This is a genomic window from Flavobacterium sp. WC2509, assembly GCF_052683105.1.
In genome coordinates this window covers 3,523,421-3,542,859 of sequence record NZ_JBQZFG010000001.1, presented here as the reverse complement: position 1 = coordinate 3,542,859, position 19,439 = coordinate 3,523,421, and the positions used below count along the sequence as shown (strand labels likewise).

The 19,439-nt window shown below is 31.8% G+C and carries 22 protein-coding genes; 15 read left to right on the top strand and 7 right to left on the bottom strand.

Going from position 1 to position 19,439, the window contains the following annotated elements:
* Positions 1 to 94 precede the first annotated feature (94 nt).
* On the bottom strand, positions 95 to 445 hold the full coding sequence (locus ACUN3A_RS14835) for a 4Fe-4S dicluster domain-containing protein (RefSeq protein ID WP_417976312.1): 351 nt from the start codon (positions 443 to 445) through the stop codon (positions 95 to 97).
* A gap of 134 nt (positions 446 to 579) precedes the next feature.
* Between ACUN3A_RS14835 and ACUN3A_RS14830 the strand changes: the two genes are divergently transcribed.
* The 6 genes from ACUN3A_RS14830 (at position 580) to ACUN3A_RS14805 (ending at position 5,587) form a co-directional block, all read left to right on the top strand.
* Entirely contained in the window at positions 580 to 1,638 is a 1,059-nt protein-coding gene (locus tag ACUN3A_RS14830; RefSeq protein ID WP_445552058.1) for an acyl-CoA reductase, read from the top strand.
* A gap of 192 nt (positions 1,639 to 1,830) precedes the next feature.
* The gene (serC, locus tag ACUN3A_RS14825) at positions 1,831 to 2,901 is read left to right on the top strand and encodes a 3-phosphoserine/phosphohydroxythreonine transaminase (protein WP_445552057.1); all 1,071 of its coding nucleotides are present in this window, start codon (positions 1,831 to 1,833) and stop codon (positions 2,899 to 2,901) included.
* Positions 2,902 to 2,988: 87 nt separating this feature from the next.
* Positions 2,989 to 3,939 (top strand): D-2-hydroxyacid dehydrogenase, encoded by a 951-nt coding sequence (locus ACUN3A_RS14820; RefSeq protein ID WP_445552056.1) that lies wholly within the window; start codon positions 2,989 to 2,991, stop codon positions 3,937 to 3,939.
* Positions 3,940 to 4,041: 102 nt separating this feature from the next.
* Positions 4,042 to 4,596, top strand: coding sequence for a DUF937 domain-containing protein (locus ACUN3A_RS14815; RefSeq protein WP_445552055.1), 555 nt, complete (start codon positions 4,042 to 4,044; stop codon positions 4,594 to 4,596).
* A 125-nt stretch (positions 4,597 to 4,721) separates the two neighbouring features.
* A complete protein-coding gene (locus ACUN3A_RS14810; RefSeq protein ID WP_445552054.1) occupies positions 4,722 to 5,156 on the top strand; it encodes a DUF6146 family protein in 435 nt (144 codons plus the stop codon).
* Positions 5,157 to 5,284: 128 nt separating this feature from the next.
* Entirely contained in the window at positions 5,285 to 5,587 is a 303-nt protein-coding gene (locus ACUN3A_RS14805) for a DUF6787 family protein (RefSeq protein ID WP_445552053.1), read from the top strand.
* Positions 5,588 to 5,598: 11 nt separating this feature from the next.
* On the opposite strand, the gene ACUN3A_RS14800 is transcribed toward ACUN3A_RS14805, so the two are convergent.
* Positions 5,599 to 5,910, bottom strand: a complete 312-nt coding sequence (locus ACUN3A_RS14800; RefSeq protein ID WP_445552052.1) for a hypothetical protein — start codon at positions 5,908 to 5,910, stop codon at positions 5,599 to 5,601.
* 135 nt (positions 5,911 to 6,045) lie between these two features.
* Here ACUN3A_RS14800 and ACUN3A_RS14795 point away from each other — a divergent pair, with 135 nt between their 5' ends.
* From ACUN3A_RS14795 to ACUN3A_RS14785, 3 genes are all read left to right on the top strand, one after another.
* Positions 6,046 to 6,726 (top strand): ABC transporter ATP-binding protein, encoded by a 681-nt coding sequence (locus ACUN3A_RS14795; protein WP_445552051.1) that lies wholly within the window; start codon positions 6,046 to 6,048, stop codon positions 6,724 to 6,726.
* Positions 6,727 to 6,731: 5 nt separating this feature from the next.
* Complete coding sequence (locus tag ACUN3A_RS14790) at positions 6,732 to 7,496, top strand: TIGR02757 family protein (RefSeq protein WP_445552050.1); 765 nt, start codon at positions 6,732 to 6,734, stop codon at positions 7,494 to 7,496.
* 167 nt (positions 7,497 to 7,663) lie between these two features.
* Positions 7,664 to 9,013: a DEAD/DEAH box helicase gene (locus ACUN3A_RS14785; RefSeq protein WP_445552049.1), complete on the top strand. Its 1,350-nt coding sequence runs from the start codon at positions 7,664 to 7,666 to the stop codon at positions 9,011 to 9,013.
* Positions 9,014 to 9,106: 93 nt separating this feature from the next.
* Here the strand turns inward: ACUN3A_RS14785 and ACUN3A_RS14780 are convergent, their stop codons facing one another.
* Positions 9,107 to 10,234 (bottom strand): lactonase family protein, encoded by a 1,128-nt coding sequence (locus tag ACUN3A_RS14780; RefSeq protein ID WP_445552048.1) that lies wholly within the window; start codon positions 10,232 to 10,234, stop codon positions 9,107 to 9,109.
* Positions 10,235 to 10,503: 269 nt separating this feature from the next.
* Here ACUN3A_RS14780 and ACUN3A_RS14775 point away from each other — a divergent pair, with 269 nt between their 5' ends.
* From ACUN3A_RS14775 to ACUN3A_RS14760, 4 genes are all read left to right on the top strand, one after another.
* Entirely contained in the window at positions 10,504 to 12,432 is a 1,929-nt protein-coding gene (locus ACUN3A_RS14775; RefSeq protein ID WP_445552047.1) for a BatA domain-containing protein, read from the top strand.
* Positions 12,433 to 12,566: 134 nt separating this feature from the next.
* Entirely contained in the window at positions 12,567 to 13,820 is a 1,254-nt protein-coding gene (locus tag ACUN3A_RS14770) for a dihydroorotase (protein WP_445552046.1), read from the top strand.
* Between the two features lie 8 nt (positions 13,821 to 13,828).
* The gene (locus tag ACUN3A_RS14765; protein ID WP_445552045.1) at positions 13,829 to 14,155 is read left to right on the top strand and encodes a hypothetical protein; all 327 of its coding nucleotides are present in this window, start codon (positions 13,829 to 13,831) and stop codon (positions 14,153 to 14,155) included.
* A gap of 71 nt (positions 14,156 to 14,226) precedes the next feature.
* Positions 14,227 to 14,874: an alpha/beta hydrolase gene (locus ACUN3A_RS14760; protein ID WP_445552044.1), complete on the top strand. Its 648-nt coding sequence runs from the start codon at positions 14,227 to 14,229 to the stop codon at positions 14,872 to 14,874.
* Between the two features lie 114 nt (positions 14,875 to 14,988).
* On the opposite strand, the gene ACUN3A_RS14755 is transcribed toward ACUN3A_RS14760, so the two are convergent.
* Both ACUN3A_RS14755 and ACUN3A_RS14750 read right to left on the bottom strand, forming a co-directional pair.
* Positions 14,989 to 15,489, bottom strand: coding sequence for a hypothetical protein (locus tag ACUN3A_RS14755; RefSeq protein ID WP_445552043.1), 501 nt, complete (start codon positions 15,487 to 15,489; stop codon positions 14,989 to 14,991).
* A 7-nt stretch (positions 15,490 to 15,496) separates the two neighbouring features.
* Entirely contained in the window at positions 15,497 to 16,261 is a 765-nt protein-coding gene (locus tag ACUN3A_RS14750; RefSeq protein ID WP_445552042.1) for an MBL fold metallo-hydrolase, read from the bottom strand.
* A 97-nt stretch (positions 16,262 to 16,358) separates the two neighbouring features.
* On the opposite strand from ACUN3A_RS14750, the gene ACUN3A_RS14745 reads away from it, so the two are divergent.
* Entirely contained in the window at positions 16,359 to 17,822 is a 1,464-nt protein-coding gene (locus tag ACUN3A_RS14745) for a TonB-dependent receptor (protein WP_445552041.1), read from the top strand.
* A gap of 93 nt (positions 17,823 to 17,915) precedes the next feature.
* On the opposite strand, the gene bcp is transcribed toward ACUN3A_RS14745, so the two are convergent.
* On the bottom strand, positions 17,916 to 18,368 hold the full coding sequence (gene bcp, locus ACUN3A_RS14740) for a thioredoxin-dependent thiol peroxidase (RefSeq protein WP_445552040.1): 453 nt from the start codon (positions 18,366 to 18,368) through the stop codon (positions 17,916 to 17,918).
* A 158-nt stretch (positions 18,369 to 18,526) separates the two neighbouring features.
* Here bcp and ACUN3A_RS14735 point away from each other — a divergent pair, with 158 nt between their 5' ends.
* Complete coding sequence (locus ACUN3A_RS14735; RefSeq protein WP_445552039.1) at positions 18,527 to 19,177, top strand: endonuclease III domain-containing protein; 651 nt, start codon at positions 18,527 to 18,529, stop codon at positions 19,175 to 19,177.
* Between the two features lie 104 nt (positions 19,178 to 19,281).
* Here the strand turns inward: ACUN3A_RS14735 and ACUN3A_RS14730 are convergent, their stop codons facing one another.
* On the bottom strand, positions 19,282 to 19,425 hold the full coding sequence (locus ACUN3A_RS14730) for a hypothetical protein (protein ID WP_445552038.1): 144 nt from the start codon (positions 19,423 to 19,425) through the stop codon (positions 19,282 to 19,284).
* Positions 19,426 to 19,439: the final 14 nt, after the last annotated feature.

Sequence of the window (19,439 nt, the reverse complement as noted above, 5' to 3'; positions counted from 1 at the left end):
TCAGAAAGAAAAATAAATTTTATTTTAAAACTAAAGTATAAAAAAACCTGCATTAAAGAAGTGCAGGTTTTAACATATATAATTAAGACAAATACTATTCGTTATGTAAGAAAGCTTGTCTATTTAATAAAGTCTCTTCTGACTCTACATGATTATCATCTGGAATACAGCAATCTACAGGACATACAGCAGCACATTGAGGTTCGTCATGAAAACCTTTACATTCTGTACATTTTCCTGGAACGATATAATAGATTTCGTCAGAGATTGGCGTTTGAGCCTCATCTGAATCTACTTCGCTACCATCTGGCAAAATTACTTTTCCTTTTAATTTTGTTCCATCTTTATATCTCCAATCATCAGCTCCTTCATATATAGCTGTGTTTGGGCATTCTGGTTCACAAGCACCGCAATTAATGCATTCGTCGGTTATTATAATTGCCATTTTCTGTTTAGTTTTTAAAATTTAAAGTTCAAAGCTAAAGTAGTAATTAATACTCAAAACAACTTTTGCCTAGAGCTTATAAAAAGCTTATTTTTGTGCAAAATTACAATCAAAACTTTTCATAAACAAACATTATGACATTAGATACAAAAAAAAATGCATTTATTAAACTAGGTAAATTCTTAAGCCAATTTAAAGAAGGAAATTGTAGTAAGGACGAAACCGTATTTGGTAATGATTTGTTTTTTGAAAAATTCATCGATTTAATTCAACTTTCTCAATCTCATAATGGCTGGTACACCCCAGAACAAGTGTATTTTTCAATTGATTCCTGGGCGAAAGCATTGACAGAAGAAAATTTAACCAAATGGCTTTCAGAATATGATTTTAGTGCTGTAAAACCTAAAAACATAGCACTAATTTTAGCTGGTAATATTCCATTGGTTGGTTTTCATGATTTCTTATCTGTTTTACTATCTGGACATAATGTTTTGGTAAAAACATCATCAAATGACCAACATTTATTGCCTTTTTTGGCTAATTATCTAATTGCCGCAGAATCTGATTTAAAAAATAAAATCACTTTTGTCGAAGGAAAATTAGAAAACTTTGATGCCGTAATTGCTACGGGAAGTAATAATACTGCTCGATATTTTGAATATTATTTTAAAGATAAACCTTCTATCATACGGAAAAACAGAAATTCAATTGCTGTATTAAACGGAGAGGAAACCAAAGAACAATTGCTTGCATTAGGCGAAGATATTTTTAGATATTTCGGATTGGGATGCCGCAATGTTTCTAAACTTTTTGTTCCAAAAGGCTATTCTTTTGACTCATTTTTTGAGGGTATTTTTGAATATCAAGATGTCATTCATTATGAAAAATACGCAAATAATTACGATTATAACAAAGCCGTTTTCCTAATGAGTAATTTCAAATTATTAGACAACGGATTCTTGACTATAAAAGAAGATTCGAGTTATAGCTCCCCGATTACAAGCGTATTTTATGAATACTATGAAACTATTGAGGATTTGCAAAAACGTTTAAATGATGAAAGTCAACAAATTCAATGTATTGTAAGTAATAATCTTGTAAAAAACAGTATAGAATTTGGAACTACTCAAAAACCAAATTTGTGGGATTATGCAGATAACATTGATACAGTATCCTTTTTATTAACGGTATAATTCAATCTTTTTATATAATTATGAATAATTTAATGGTTATTCATGTCATATTCCCGAAATTTGCATTTTTAAAAAATTAACCTTTAACTATAACTTGAAATTATTTTATTTCAAAGATCTAAAAGAAGGATAAAAATTGATAATTTCTTTTGATAGTTAATCGAAACAAATAAAACAAACAGTAACTACACCATGAAAAAACACAACTACAGCGCAGGACCTTGTATTTTACCACAAGAAGTTTTTGAAAAATCAGCACAAGCTATTTTGAATTTTAATGATTCTGGTTTATCTCTATTAGAAATTTCGCATCGTAGTAAAGATTTTGTTGCCGTAATGGAAGAAGCGAGAGCTTTAGTTTTAGAACTTTTGGATTTAAAAGACAAAGGATATCAAGCCATATTTCTTGGAGGTGGAGCCAGTTTAGAATTCTTAATGGTTCCTTACAACTTGATGAAAGAAAATGGAAAAGCAGCCTATTTGAATACTGGAACATGGGCTTCTGGAGCAATAAAAGAGGCTCGCTTTTTTGGCGAAACTACAGTTGTTGCTTCTTCAGAAGATCAAAATTTCAATCATATCCCAAAAGGATACACGATACCTACTGATGCAGATTATTTTCACTGTACAAGTAACAACACTATTTTTGGAACTCAAATGAAGGAATTTCCAGAAACTAATATTCCACTTGTTTGTGATATGAGTTCTGATATATTTTCTAGAAAAATTGATTTTTCAAAATTTGATATTATTTACGCTGGAGCTCAAAAAAACATGGGACCAGCAGGAACAACTTTGGTTGTTATCAAAGAAGAAATTCTTGGTAAAACTGGACGAACAATTCCAAGCATGTTAGATTATGCAAAACATATCAAAGCAGACAGTATGTACAATACACCGCCTGTTTTTCCTGTTTATGCGTCATTATTGACTCTACAATGGTTAAAAAAAATAGGAGGAATTGAGGCTATCGAAAAAATAAATGATGCTAAAGCTGCTTTGCTTTATGCTGAAATAGACAGAAATCCATTATTTAGAGGATCGGCTGCTGTAGAAGACCGTTCTAATATGAATGCGACTTTCTTATTAAACGACGAATCTCACGCTGCTAAATTTGACGAAATGTGGAAAGCAGCAGGAATTTCTGGATTGCCAGGACACCGTTCTGTTGGTGGTTATAGAGCATCTATGTACAATGCATTGCCATTAGAAAGCGTTCAGGTTCTTGTGGATGTAATGAAAGCACTGGAAGGTAACGTTTAATCGGTAAGTCGTTTATTTGTTGAATCGTTGAATCGAATAAACGATTAAACAAATAAACGATTAAATAATTTTAAATTAAAAAATTAAATGAAGATATTAGCAAACGACGGAATTTCAAATAGTGGTATTACTGCTTTAGAAAAATCTGGTTTTGAAGTTATTACCACAAAAGTAGCACAAGAACAAGTTGCTAATTTTATAAACAAAAATAATATTGCCGTTCTATTAGTTCGTAGTGCTACAAAGGTCCGCAAAGATATTATTGATGCTTGCCCTAGTCTTAAAATCATTGGACGTGGTGGTGTTGGAATGGATAATATTGATGTGGAATATGCTATAAACAAAGGAATTCATGTTATAAATACACCTGCTTCTTCATCGGAATCGGTGGCGGAGTTGGTTTTTGCGCATTTATTTACTGGTGTTCGATTTTTGCATGATTCCAATAGAAATATGCCTCTTGAAGGTGATACTAATTTTAATGAATTGAAAAAAGCGTATGCCAAGGGTATTGAACTCAAAGGTAAAACACTTGGAATCATTGGAATGGGGCGTATCGGTAAAGCTACTGCAAAAATGGCTATTGGACTTGGAATGAAAGTTATTTATAGCGACATGGATGTACCCAATAAAGACTTGAATATTCATTTCTTTGACGGACAAACTATAACCATTTCTCTCGTTTCTCAATCTTTAGAATCTCTATTTGCTGCATCTGATTTTATTACTTTGCACGTTCCAGAACAAGATGATTACGTGATTGGAGAGAAAGATTTTGAGCTGATGAAAGACGGAGTTGGAATTATTAACTGCGCTCGAGGAGGCGCTATAGACGAAGTAGCATTAATAGAAGCATTAGATAGTGGTAAAGTATTTTTTGCTGGTTTGGATGTTTATGAAAGTGAACCGAATCCAGAAATTACTATTTTAATGAATCCGAAAATATCTTTGACACCACATATTGGAGCTGCAACCGAAGAAGCACAAGATAGAATCGGTACTGAACTAGCACATCAAATCATTCATTTACTAAACTAAGTAATTGATTTAAAACACAATAGTTAGGAATTATTAGCTTCGGTTATTAATTTCTAACTTTTTTTTTGATTATATTTGATATCAACCTTTAATCAAAAAACGATGTTCGAACAATTATCACAATTAGTACAAGAATTTGGACAAGAAGCAGTTGTAAAAAATAATGCTGTTCCAAATGAACATAACGAAGCTGTCTTGCAAGAAACTGGAAGCTCTATTTTTTCGAGTTTACAAAAAATGGCTTCAGAAGGTGGAATTGAACAACTTGCTGGATTGTTGCAAGGGAATAATGCTCAAAATGCTTCTAATCCTGCCGTACAGCAAATTACACAACAGCTTACTGGAAGCTTGGGAGAAAAATTCGGCTTGGATAATACTGCTGCAGCTGGAGTTGCCGGAAGTATAATTCCTAAAATACTAAATGGCCTAGTAAACAAAACGAATGACCCAAATGATAGTTTTCAAATTACTGATTTAATTGGAGCAATTTCTGGAGGTGGCACACAAACTTCTGGAATAATGGACGCTATTTCAAAATACGGAACTCAATTTGGTTTAGACCAAAATGCCGATGGTAAAGTAGATATTAGTGATGCTCTTGCAATGTCTAAGTCTAAAGATGGTATAGGAGGAATTATCGGAAAACTTTTTGGATAATAGCATTCCATTTAAAACATGTTTAACCTTTGTTATACGCTTTTCATTTTTGCCTTTTAAAACTTAAATGTTACCTATTTTTCATCAAGCAAAACAGACAAGGTGATTTCGGCAAATTCTTTATTATGAAAAATTCAATTTGCATATTGCTTATTCTCTGTGTGATTATTGCGTGCAATACTTCCAAACCGAATATTTCGAATACAGAAAAACCAAAAACTACTACTAGCAATGATACTATAAAAATTGTAAATGAAGAATTGCAATATGAAGTCATTATTATTGAACCTGGTTTTGATTTTTGGCTACAATCAACTGCTTTTCCAAGAGGCTATTATTCGCAAAGTTATATGGAAACTAAAAACCATATGTATGTTATAGAATGGAACAACCGTGTCCGACAACCACAAAATTACAATCCCAATCTCTACGAAATGACTATCGATTATCAGCCAACGATTAATTATGGTTATGAAGTAAACTATCTTATTTATAATTACATGATTTATTTCCAGAATAAATACAATCAGCGATTATACGGCCGTGTGCCTCCTAGATAGCAAGTTATATTGCTTTAAATCTATCTCAAAATATAAAATATCTCCTAAATTTTGATTTTGTTTTTCATCTTACAGTAATGATTTAAATATCAAAACCATTATATTTGTAAAAAGGAAATTCATTATTAATGAAAGGATTGAAACAACGTTGGGGACTCACATCCAATTGGCAATTGGCAATAATTTTTGTAGTTTTTGCCATTACAGGATCAGCATCTGCGTGGTTATCTAAGCCTTTTTGTGTTTGGTTAGGAATTGCCAAAGAAGATCTCGGTCATTGGTACACTCCTATTCGATTACTCCTCATTTTTCCTATCTATCAGGTTTTATTAGTTGCAATAGGTTTACTTTTTGGGCAATTTAAATTCTTTTGGGCTTTTGAAAAGAAAATGCTCAGAAGTATGGGATTAGGATTTATTTTTAAAGAATAAAAAAAATCACACTATTTCAGTTTATTATCTGCATTGCCTTTAACCCAATAGGTATATATCCAAGTAATAGTAAAAGATGGAATCACATCGGTAAATGGAATTATTTCTTCTACAAAAGTCAAAATACCAGCCACCTTACCTACTCGACCTTCGTACATTTTGGTCATTAAAAAACCTGCCAATGGCGCCCAAACAATATCTGCAAATTCCCCAACTCCTGGAATCGTAAACGAAAGCATTCCAATAGCATCAAATAAGATCCCTAATAAAAATTTGGTCGTTTTTTGTTTATGAAAAGCCTCTTCTGTTTTTAAATTATTCATTTGGAAAAAATTAATTCAACTATAAATTTACAAAATCCAAACTGCATTACAAGTAAACATATAAGTTAAAAATTGTCGAAGCCATTATAATATCGACAGAAACTTTTGTTTCTTTGTGAAAACAGTTTTAAAACAATGATACACGCAAAAAACATACATAAATTTTACGATCAACTTGAAGTATTAAAAGGAGTAGATTTACATATAAAAAAGGGTGAAATTGTTTCAATTGTTGGTGCTTCTGGTGCTGGTAAAACAACACTTCTGCAAATATTAGGAACACTAGACAAACCTAATATTGCAAAAAAAGAGAGTGAAAATGACACTTCTTTAGTGATCAATAATGAAGATATATTAAAAATGAACGATAAATCTTTATCCAAATTTAGAAATGCTAATTTGGGTTTTATTTTTCAGTTTCATCAATTATTACCAGAATTTACTGCTTTGGAAAATGTTTGTATTCCTGCTTATATCGCAAACAAATCTAAAGAAGAAACCGAAAAAGAAGCCAAAAAACTATTAGACTATTTGGGACTATCCCACCGAATAAATCATAAACCAAACGAGCTTTCGGGTGGTGAACAACAACGTGTTGCTGTTGCAAGAGCGTTAATCAACAAACCCGATGTTATTTTTGCAGATGAACCTTCTGGAAATTTAGACACTCATTCTGCTGAAAATTTACATCAATTATTTTTTCAGCTTCGAGAGGAATTTGGTCAAACTTTTGTGATTGTAACTCATAATGAAGAATTAGCCAACATGGCTGATAGAAAATTAATTATGGTTGATGGTCAAATTAGTAATCCATAATTGACATGAATCAAACCGAGCTCAAAGATTTCCTTGACGAAAAAGTACTTCAGTACAATACTCTCGATTTTATTGAAAGTGATCCTGTTCAAATTCCGCATTTGTTTTCGCTAAAAGAAGATATTGAAATTGCAGGATTTTTGAGTGCTACTATCGCTTGGGGGAATCGAAAAATGATTATCAAAAATTCCCATAAAATGATGGATTTGATGGGTAATGCTCCTTATGATTTTGTGATGTCACATAACGAAAATAATTTGGAACAATTAGAATCCTTTGTCCACAGAACCTTTAACGGGCAAGATTTCGTTAGTTTTATAAAAGGCCTGCAACACATTTATAAAAATCATGGTGGTCTTGAAGCTGTTTTTACTAAACATCAGGAAACCGATTCGATGCAAAAAAGCATTTCTGAATTCAAAAAAACATTTTTCGAAATTCAAATTCAAAATAGAGCTCAAAAACACATCTCGGATCCTATGAATGGTTCTGCAGCAAAGCGTATTAATATGTACTTGAGATGGCTATGCCGCCAAGACAATAAAGGTGTAGATTTAGGCATTTGGAAAAACATTTCACCTTCACTCCTATCCTGTCCGCTCGATGTACATTCAGGAAATGTAGCTCGAAAACTAGGTTTGCTTACCAGAAAACAAAACGACGGAAAGGCATTAGCTGAACTGGACATAAAACTCCGCCAATTAGACCCAAATGATCCTGTAAAATATGATTTTGCTTTATTTGGATTGGGAGTATTTGAGAAATTTTAAAATTGCTTTACTTCAATTTTCATTTTCAACACTATTTATTTTATTTCTAAAAAATTTCTAGTTTTATTGTTTTTTTTATGCTTCTTATTTCAAAATAAAGCCAAAATCAAACAGTGTTTCAATGGTTAGTTGCAAAAAACCTATCTTTGCACAAAATTAAAACACAAATGAGTACTTTCGAACAATTCAATCTCCCAAAATCTGTACAAAAAGCAATAACCGATTTGGGTTTTACCTCTCCTACTCCTATTCAGGAAAAAACTTTTTCTGTGATAATGTCAGGTCGTGATATGATGGGAATTGCACAAACGGGTACTGGTAAAACATTTGCCTATTTATTACCGCTTTTAAAACTATATAAATTCACCCCAGGCCATACTCCAAAAATAGTAATTCTTGTACCAACCAGAGAACTTGTTGTTCAGGTTGTAGAAGAAGTCGAAAAATTGACCAAATACATGTCGGTTCGTACTATTGGGATTTTTGGTGGTGTTAATATCAATACTCAAAAAACTACTGTTTATCAAGGATGCGATATCTTGGTGGGAACACCTGGAAGAATCATGGATTTGACATTAGATAATGTGATTCGTTTTGAAGAGATGCAAAAATTGGTCATCGATGAATTTGATGAAATGCTAAACTTAGGTTTCCGCACGCAATTGACTGCTATCTTGGCGATGATGCCTAAAAAGCGTCAAAATATTCTTTTTTCGGCTACGATGACAGATGAAGTTGATACTATTTTGAATGACTATTTTGATTATCCAGAAGAAGTAACGCTTTCGGCATCAGGAACTCCTTTAGAAAAAATCACACAAATCGCTTATCAAGTTCCAAATTTCAATACCAAAATTAACTTGTTGAAACACTTATTAGAAACCAATGAAGACATGAGTCGTGTTTTGGTTTTTGTAAACAACAAGAAGATTTCGGATATGGTTCACACTCGTATTGAAGAGGATTTTGAGGGACAATTTGGTGTGATTCACTCGAATAAATCACAAAATTATCGTTTGAGTACGATGGCTGAATTTCAAGAAGGAAATCTTCGTGGATTAATCACGACAGATATTATGGCGAGAGGTTTGGATATTTCCAATATTACGCACGTTATCAACTTTGAAATGCCAGAATTACCAGAATTGTATATGCACCGTATTGGTAGAACTGGGCGCGCCGATGCTACTGGTACCGCTATCAGTTTCATTGCACCAAGAGAAGAAGAATTTAAATTTGCCATTGAATTATTAATGGATATGGAATTAGGTTTTGAACTTTTTCCTGAGACTGTTGAAGTTTCATCCAAACTAATCGAACCAGAAAAAGACCGTCAACCCATTAAGTTTTTAATGAAAAAGACAAAACTCGAAGGTGATGGTGCATTTCACGAAAAAAGTAAAAAGAATAAAAAAGTCAACTTGGGAGGCCCTGGTGTAACCAAGAAAAAAACACATGGTTCTGTAAATAGAAACATGTTGAAAAACCAAGCCAAAAAACGTAAGGACAAAAAATAAAAGTAGGCAGTGTTCAGTTTTTCAGTATTCAGTTAAATAAACAGCCCATAGTCGAAACTATGGGCTGTTTGTTTATAATAAAATTTATCTTTTTTACTTTTTAACTTCAGATCCTTCACCAAAAATCAAACATACAGGAGAACACAAATCGAAGCTTTTTCCTGAATCTGTTAATGTTCCTTTTCTTTTATGAATCTTAAAAATGACAATATTGTTGGTATATTGATGTCCTACCAATAGAAATTTTCCTGTAGGATCAATTACAAAACTTCTTGGTCCTTTACCCAAAGTACTCGTTTGACCTTTAAAAGCTAATTTTCCTTTTTTCAAAATTTTAAAAACCGAAATGTTATTAGCTTCTCCTCTATTAGAAGCGTATAAAAATTTACCATTTGGAGAAATCTCAATATCAGCAGCGCTAAATGTACCTTTAAAGTCTTTTGCCAAAATACTTGTTTCAAACACCTTACTTAATTTCCCATCCAAATAACTAAAAGAAGTTATCGAGCCGTCTAACTCTTGTAACAGATACACAAATTTCCCATTTTTGCTAAACTTTAAATGTCTAGGACCACTTCCAGCTGTTACCGAAACACTATCTTTTAATGTTAAAACATCAGTAGTAGCAGTGGGATTATAGTTATAAACATATATTTTGTCAGTTCCTAAATCAGTGCTCAAAACATACTTTTTATCTGGTGAAAAATAAACCATGTGTACATGTGCTTTTTCTTGTCTCTCCGGATTGGCTCCTTTTCCATAATGCTGAACTACTTGCTTTGCTTCGGTTAAACTACCATCGGCATTTTTACCAAAAACAGCAATATTGCCTCCTGAATAATTAGCCACAATCACATTGCTATCATCATTAATAAGATAACAAGGATCTGCTCCTTTAGAATCAACTTTATTTATAGAACTTGGTTTTCCGCTAACTGGATCAAAACTAAAAGAACTTACCGTGCTTTCATTTCCGTTTTCATTCACAGCATACATATATTTTCCATCCTTAGAAAGCGATACATAACTAGGACTCGAAATACTATCGGAACTCTTTTTTAATCTAATTTGAGCTTTTTGAGTATTAAATTCATATACATAAATTCCTCTACTACTGCATGAATTGGTATAGGTTCCAACAATAAGATTAAGAAGATTTTTTTGTGCCTGTATTGAAGTAACAGAAAAAATTAAGAGAAGGAATAGATAGATTTGTTTCATTTGTTGATATATAGTTTTAATTGAGTATACATAATTTGCATCTCAATATTGGTGATTTTGACTAATTTACAGTTATGCTGATTAAATATATAAATAGATTACAGAAAAGCTAAAATACTTATAATCTTTCAGAATTACCCCTATTTCATTTCACTTTTGAAAAATAAGAGCAACATTCTAATAAACTGTCTACAAATTTGTATTTTTGACACACAAATGGCAATGCGCTCCATTGTTATTAAACCTAAGAAGCAAACAAAAAACGTAGAATGCACTTTAAACAACCCGAAATTCTATACTTTCTATTCTTATTGATTGTTCCAATTTTGGTTCATTTATTTCAATTAAGACGTTTCAAAAAAGAATATTTTACCAATGTTCGTTTCCTAAAAGCCCTTTCAATACAAACACGAAAAAGTTCCAAAATCAAAAAATGGTTGCTTTTGGCATGTCGCCTTCTTTTATTAGCATTTATAATTCTTGCTTTTGCTCAGCCCTTTTTCGAATCTAAAGACAGCAAAAATGTTAGCAATAAAATGTATATAATTCTAGACAATTCGTTTAGTATGCAAGCCAAAGGAAAAAAAGGGGAATTATTAAAACGTGCTATTCAAGAACTATTGGAAGAAACTCCTGAGAACGTTAATTTTTCTTTACTTACCAATACAGATACTTACTGGGATACCGATATAAAAACCATTCGAAATGAATTGCAAAATCTAAAATACAGTGCAACTCCTTTTCAATTAGGCAATATTTTAGCAAAAGTAAAAGCACATAAATCGGTTTTCAAAAAAGACATTGTTGTCATTACTGATGCTGTAGGTTTAACCTCAAATCAGTTAAAAAACATAGAAACGGATAATATTCCGTATTTTATTATTCCAAAGGCAGAACAAAAAAACAATGTAGCAATAGACAGTGTTTTTATACGTCAAACCCTTGATGATTTCTATGAATTAAGCATTAACACTACCAATTACAGTGAAGATTTCAAACCTGTTTCAATGGCTTTATACAATCAAAACAAATTGATTGCTAAAACCATTATTAACTTTAAAAACAAAAAACAAACCATCAATTTTACAATTCCAAAACAAGCTTTTCACGGTTATGTTTCCATAGAAGACAATGATTTGGCTTATGATAATAAATTGTTTTTCAGCATTTCGGAAATCAAAAAGAACAACATTCTTAGTATTGGAACACCCGAGAAAAATAATTTCCTGAGTCGAATTTACACCAATGATGAATTCAATTATAGTTCTTTCACATTAAACTCTTTAGACTACAACAGTATCGACAAGCAAGATGCCATTGTACTAAATGAGCTAGAAGAAATTCCTCAAGCCTTGCAAACCACTTTGAAATCTTTTGTCAAAAAAGGCGGAAACTTAATTGTAATTCCGTCAGAAACAAGTGATGTTTCCAATTTAAATGCAGTACTGCAACAATTTGACAACACTCAATTTAAATCATTAGAATCGAAAGAAAAACTGATTACTAAAATTAACTTTAGCCATCCATTATTTGCTGGTGTTTTCGAGAATAAAACCAATAATTTTCAATATCCAAAAATTAAAAAAGAGTTTACTGTTGCTTCAACAAGCCCAGCCGTTTTAAATTGTGATGATCAATCCCCATTTTTGACAGCAATTAAAACTGCAGCATCATCTGTTTATGTGTTTTCTGCTCCAATTAATATTAATAATTCTAATTTTCAGCAATCGCCTTTGATTGTTCCTGTTTTTTACAAAATGGCTTTAACCAAACTAAATAACGGAATTAATGCTAACACCATTGGAAATAATACCACCTATTTAGTTTCTGCTACTTTAGCAAAAGACGAAATTCTTACAGTAAAAAATCAAGAAGAACAATTTACACCTGTACAACAATTATTGAATAATAAAGTGCAATTATTTTTTAATGATTATCCTGAAAAAGCAGGTAATTACACGATTTATGACTCTACAAAACCAATAGAAAATATTAGTTTTAATTACGCCAGAACCGAAAGTAATCTAGATCAAATCAACGAAAGTTTATTATCTGATTATAAAACAAGTGATTCCATTACCACCATTTTTGATACACTACAAAGCAATCGAAGTGACAATCAAATTTGGAAATGGTTTATTATCTTTGCACTGCTTTTTCTATTATTGGAAATGGCAATTATCAAATTTGTGAAATAATTTTTTCACCATTAAGACATTAAGAATATTAAGTTTTTCCTTTATTAACTTAATTACTTAATGGTTCAAGAAAATTAAGTTTTAATTTTCTAAACATAAATTTTATTGTTTCAACTAAAGTAAATTATCTATACATGAAAATAATCATCCGAAGCGCCAAAATTATCGATTCGAAAAGTCCTTTTAATAACCAGACTGTTGATCTTTTAATTGTTGATGGTTTTATAAAAAAAATTGGAACGGCACTTCCAAATACAGATAACATCGAAGAATTAAAACTAGATAATCTTCACCTTTCTCAAGGATGGTTCGACAGTAGTGTTTCTCTAGGAGAGCCTGGTTTTGAAGACCGAGAAACTATTGCAAATGGACTTGATGTTGCTGCCAAAAGTGGTTTTACAGCCATCGCATTACAACCTAACTCCTATCCTATTATAGACAATCAAGCTCAAGTAAATTTTGTAAAAAGCAAAGCCAATGGTTCTGCAACACAGCTTTTTCCAATTGGCGCACTAACCAAAGAAAGTGAAGGTAAAGATATGGCTGAATTGTATGATATGAAAAATTCAGGAGCCGTAGCCTTTGGAGATTATACGAAAAGTCTAGAAAACACTAATTTGCTTAAAATTGCATTGCAATATGTACAAGATTTTGATGGATTGGTTATCGCTTTCGCTCAGGATGAAAAAATAAAAGGAAATGGTGTCGCTAACGAAGGTATTGTTTCTACCAGATTGGGACTTAAAGGTATTCCCGATTTAGCTGAAGAATTACAAATTGCACGAAACTTATTTTTATTAGAATATACTGGTGGAAAATTGCACATCCCAACCATATCATCAGTAAAATCAGTTCAATTAATTAAAGAAGCTAAAGCAAAAGGACTGAATGTTACTTGTAGCGTAACTGTTCATCATTTGGTATTAACCGATGAAAAACTAGAAGGATTTGACACACGCTTTAAAGTAAATCCACCATTAAAAACAGAAAGCGACAGACAAGCATTACTTAATGGAATACTTGATGGTACAATTGACATAATCACTTCGGATCATAATCCAATTGACATTGAACATAAAAAAATGGAATTTGATTTGGCTAAAAATGGAACAATCGGATTGGAAAGTGCTTTTGGAGCTTTGATGACCGTATTACCATTAGAAACTATCATCGAAAAATTCACCGAAGGGAAATCTATTTTCAGCATTCCCACCAACAACATTAACGAAGGTGAAATAGCCAATATTACTTTATTCAATCCCGAAGGTGCTAGTATATTCACTAAAGAAAACATACTTTCAAAATCTAAAAATTCTGCCTTTTTAGGAACAAGTCTGACTGGAAAAGCCTATGGAATTTTGAACCAAGGAAAATTAATCTTAGGATAACAAAAAACATGAATAACAACATCGAAGCTGGAAAAACAGCAGCTATTACCAGTTATATTTTAGGCATTGGCGTATTTATTGCCATGTCAATGAATGCCGAAGACAAAAACGGATTTGCTTCGTTTCATATCCGTCAAGGATTAGGACTTACAATTACCTTTTTTTCGTTAGGATTAATCATTGGCAATTTTGATAGTTTAATGATTTCTGCACCAATGTGGGTTTTCATTTCAATATTATGGACTTATGGAATTTTTAGTGCTATAAAAGGCGAAACAAAACCTGTTCCGTTACTTGGAGAATACTTTCAGAAATGGCTTAAAAGCATCTCGTAAAATAAATCTCAAAAATTTAAATTACAAATTCCAAAATTGAACACTAAAAATTGAACACTGAATACTAGAAAATGAATCTATCACTAGAATATAAAATAAGAGAACCAAAAGTTATTCTTAACAAAAATCCGTTATTGCTTTTACTACACGGATATGGCAGCAACGAAGCCGATTTATTTTCGTTTGCAACAGAATTACCAGACAACTATTATATCATTTCAGCTCGTGCTCCTTATGATCTTCAATATGGAAGTTATGCTTGGTATGCCATCAATTTTGATGCTGATCAAAATAAATTTTCGGATAATGATCAAGCCCGAATTTCAAGAGATGTAATTGCTGGTTTCATTGATGAATTGGTAGCTAATTATCCTATTGATGCTAATGATGTAAACCTAATTGGTTTTAGTCAAGGTTCTATTTTGAGTTATGCAGTAGCACTTTCATACCCTGAAAAAGTAAACAAAGTTGTTGCTATGAGTGGTTATATCAATTTGGAAATCGCAGCCGAAGATTACTTAAAAAATAACCTAAGCAAACTAAAAATATTCGCATCCCATGGAACTGTAGACCAAGTAATTCCTTTGGATTGGGCTAGAAAAACATCTCCAATTTTAGAAAAATTAGGCGTAGCAACTACCTATAAAGAATACCCTGTAGGACACGGAGTAGCGCCTCAGAATTTTTATGATTTCAAGAATTGGCTGATTGAAAACTAGTGATCAGTGGGCAGTTTTGTAGTGATCAGTTTTGTATAGACTTATAAAAAAGTGTTCAATTTTTTAGTTTTCAAAATTAACTGAACACTAAAAACTGAACACTGAATACTGATTCTACTTTTGGTATATAAAAGATTGGTTTACTTCAAAAGAAACGCTTTCGTCATCGTTGATAAAATATTTCAACAATACTTCGCCCCAATATTCACCATCATTATAATCTGCAATTATCCAACGGTGATTTAGAACTTTTACTTTATTAATTATAAATTTATTGGTTCCCAATTGCTCTTGTCCTGTATAAGGATTCCCTTTTGGATTAGTATTCAAATCCAATAATTTCCCCGTAACATAAGGTACTAAAGTTGCAAAATTTCTGATTTTTTCGGATTTAGCCGATTCGAAATAATTTTGCGCATTTTCATTTTTTTCCAATGAAAAATAATCTGCATCAGACCATTTATTAGTCATGGATTTCAAACTGTCCTTTAACTTGGTAGTTGATTTTTTATATTTATCCTGTTCAAAAGTTACTTCTTTGCTTAAATACATATACGTATAAACATTAAAAACTAAAGATAAAATTAAAGCGTAAAGGAGTAATGATTTTTTCATTTGTATATTAAATTGTAATTTCTAAGTTATCATAAGCCAGAAAAACGTTATCTGGCAGTTTTTTTTGAACTTCTTCATGAAAACCAAGCATGTGGCTAATGTGAGTTAGATAGGCTTTTTCAGGTTTCAGCAAAGCTATAAAATCAAGTGCTTCCTTCAAATTAAAATGTGTATTATGAGGCTCTTCCCGCAATGCATTAACGACCAGAACCTTGAGGTTTTTTAGTTTATCGATTTCAACTTCATCAATCGTTTTTACATCAGTTAAATAAGCAAAATCATCAATTCTAAATCCAAAAACCTGCAAATCTCCATGCCAAACACTTACTGGAATAGCTATTTTATTACCAATAGAAAAAGACTCATTATTTTCGATTTCGATAGTCCTCACCGAAGGAGCTCCAGGATATCTATTAACTTTTTCGAATATATAATCAAATCGTTTTTCGATATTCTCAAGTACTCTTTTATGAGCATATATTGGGATTTCTCCCTGCCTGAAATTAAAAGGACGAATGTCATCCAAACCAGCAGTATGGTCAGCATGTTCATGAGTAAATAGCACTCCGTCTAGTTTTCTACAATTAGACGATAACATTTGTTGTCTAAAATCCGGTCCACAATCAATCACGTACGAATGATCTTCCCATGAAATCCAAACCGAAACCCGGAGTCTTTTATCCTTAAAATCAGTGCTTTTACAAACTTCATGATCAACTCCAATAATTGGAATTCCCTGAGATGTACCTGTACCTAAAAAATATATTTTCAACTGTGTTTCTTTTTTTACAAAAATAGAATTAATTCTCTTTCATAAGAAGCCTAATTCGTTAACTTTGTAATATAATCTCCGAATTTAAACAAAACAAATGGAAGCCAAAAAGATAAAACTAAAAGGAGACAAAGTTATTGAGCAAATTCCTTCTTTAAAAGACAAAGCACTTCGTATAAATTTAAATGAAAACATATACGGAACTTTTGCTGAAATTGGGGCTGGTCAAGAAACTGTCAGACATTTTTTTAGATCAGGTGGATCTTCAGGAACAATTGCAAAAGCAATGTCAGCCTATGATAAGGACTTTAGTGATGCTGTTTATGGAATTGAGGAAGACGGTCGTTATGTAACCGAAAGCCGTTTAAAAAAGATGCTGAATTTTGAAGGCGAATTAATTGAAGAACGATTGAGCCGAACAAAGCATCCTAACAAAATGTTTTTCAGTTATGCCAATACTGTTGCCACTATTGACTTTGCAAAACAATTTAAAGGTCATGGTTGGGTTGGTATTCGATATCAATTAGATCCAGCTGAAGCTTATAATGAAATAATTATCCATATTCGTTTCAAAGAAACAGATTCTAGATTACAACAAGAAACTTTAGGAACCTTAGGGGTTAATTTAATTTATGGTGCTTTTTATAAGTACAATGACCCAAAAAAACTACTCCGTTACTTATACGATCATCTTGACAAAGACCAATTAGAAATTGATACCATCAATTTTTCGGGACCTCGTTTTGCAGATGTAGACAATCGTCTAATGAGTTTGCAATTAGTCAAAAATGGTATGACCGATGCGGTAATGTTTAATCCAAAAGGAAAAAACATTTTACCAGCTGCCATTTTATACAAAAAAAACATACTTGCTTTTAGAGGAAGTTTCCGTCCAGTTACCAAAGTAAATATGGACATGTATGAGAAATCTTTGAAAATGTTTTTGGAAGAAAACAAAGTAGAGAAAGAAAACACATTGGTTATTTTCGAAATTACTTTATCGAATCTTAGATCTGACGGTGAAATCGACGAAAGAGATTTTATGGATCGTGCCGAATTGTTATGTTCTTTAGGACAAACTGTAATGATATCCAATTTTCAGGAATATTACAAAGTAGTAGAATATTTCTCTAATTATACTAAAGCCAGAATGGGACTTGCCATGGGGGTAAACAATTTAGTAGATATTTTTGACGAAAAATACTATCGCCATTTGAGTGGAGGAATACTAGAAGCCTTTGGAAAACTTTTCTATAGAGATATGAAAGTATTTTTATACCCGATGCTTGGCGACGAAGGAGAAACGATCACTTCTAAAAACTTGAAAGTACATCCAAGAATGAAAGAATTATACAAATTCTTTAAATTCAACGGAAAAGTATTGGATATAGAAAATTATAATCCAGAAATATTAGAAGTATTCTCTCGTGAAGTAATGAAAATGATTAGTTCTGGAAAACCTGGTTGGGAACAAATGTTACCTCCTGGAGTAGCTGAAATCATTAAAGATAAAGGTCTTTTTGGTTACCAAGCTAATTCACTTTTAGAAGCAAATAATTAAGATATATTCTTTTTTAAAAACAAAAAATCCAAGAAAACAATTTGTCTTTCTTGGATTTTTTGTTTTAAAATCAAAATTAGCTCAAAACATCTTTTACTTTAAAATTTGATCAGCGTGCGCTTTGGTTTTAACATCGGAAATAACATCAGATATGATTCCATTTTCATCAATTACAAAAGTGGTTCTGTGAATTCCATCATATTCTCTTCCCATAAACTTTTTCGGACCCCATACTCCAAAAGCATTAATTACTGATTTGTCTTCATCCGCTAATAAAGGAAAAGGAAATTCATATTTATCTTTGAACTTGGCTTGTGCTTTGGCACTATCTGCACTTACTCCCAAAAGCGCATAATTATTGGCTTGAAAACGTTCAAAATTATCTCTTAAATCACAAGCTTCAGTCGTACAACCCGGTGTAGAAGCCTTTGGATAAAAGAAAACTACAAGTTTTTTTCCTTTATAATCAGCTAATTGATGTGATTTTCCATCTTGATCTACTCCTGAAAATTGTGGTGCCTGATCTCCTATTTTTAATGTAGTCATGTTTTTTCTTTAGATACTAAGTTACTAAGAAGCTAAGATACTAAGTTTTAGAAAAATTGGCATTCAAAATTCAATTCAAAAACTAAATAATACTATTTTTACATTCCAAAAAGAGTCTCAGAAACTTAGATTCTTAGTAACTCAGCAACTCAAATAAAATGACAAAACAGGAACGCGTAACATTTGTTATAGACACGTTAAACGAATTATATCCTACTATTCCAATCCCGTTAGACCATAAAGATCCCTATACATTATTGATTGCTGTTTTACTTTCGGCTCAATGTACCGATGTTCGAGTAAATCAAATAACACCGTTACTTTTTGCGAAAGCAGACAACCCTTATGATATGATTAAAATGTCTGTCGAAGAAATCAAAGAAATTATTCGCCCTTGCGGTTTATCTCCAATGAAATCGAAGGGTATTCATGGCCTATCACATATATTAATAGACAAACACAATGGACAAGTACCTCAAAGTTTTGAATATTTAGAAGAATTACCAGCCGTTGGACATAAAACAGCTAGTGTAGTAATGTCACAAGCTTTTGGAGTTCCTGCATTTCCTGTAGACACTCACATTCATAGATTAATGTATCGATGGAATTTAACGAACGGTAAAAATGTAGTTCAAACCGAAAAAGACGCCAAACGCATTTTCCCTGAAGAATTATGGAATGATTTGCACTTACAGATTATTTGGTATGGTCGTGAATATTCTCCAGCAAGAGGATGGAATTTAGAAAAAGATATCATAACCAAAACTATTGGACGAAAATCTGTATTGAACGAATTAGAAAAAAAATAAATAGGGTATAAAAAACAAATTTCACTAATCTTATAAAAAATTAGTGAAATTTATTTTTAGTATGACCAAACTATAGATTTAAAATCTCTTTGAATCTATAAGAATTAATTAGATATAATTTCAAAAACCTTCTCCTCTATTTTAACCATTTTTAATGCTTTAGAGTAGTTTAATAAAAAAGATACAACTTCTTTATCTGGCTTCATTTTTTTAGTCTTTTTCAATTCTTTAGAGTAATTATTTTCCATATCAATATAAAATT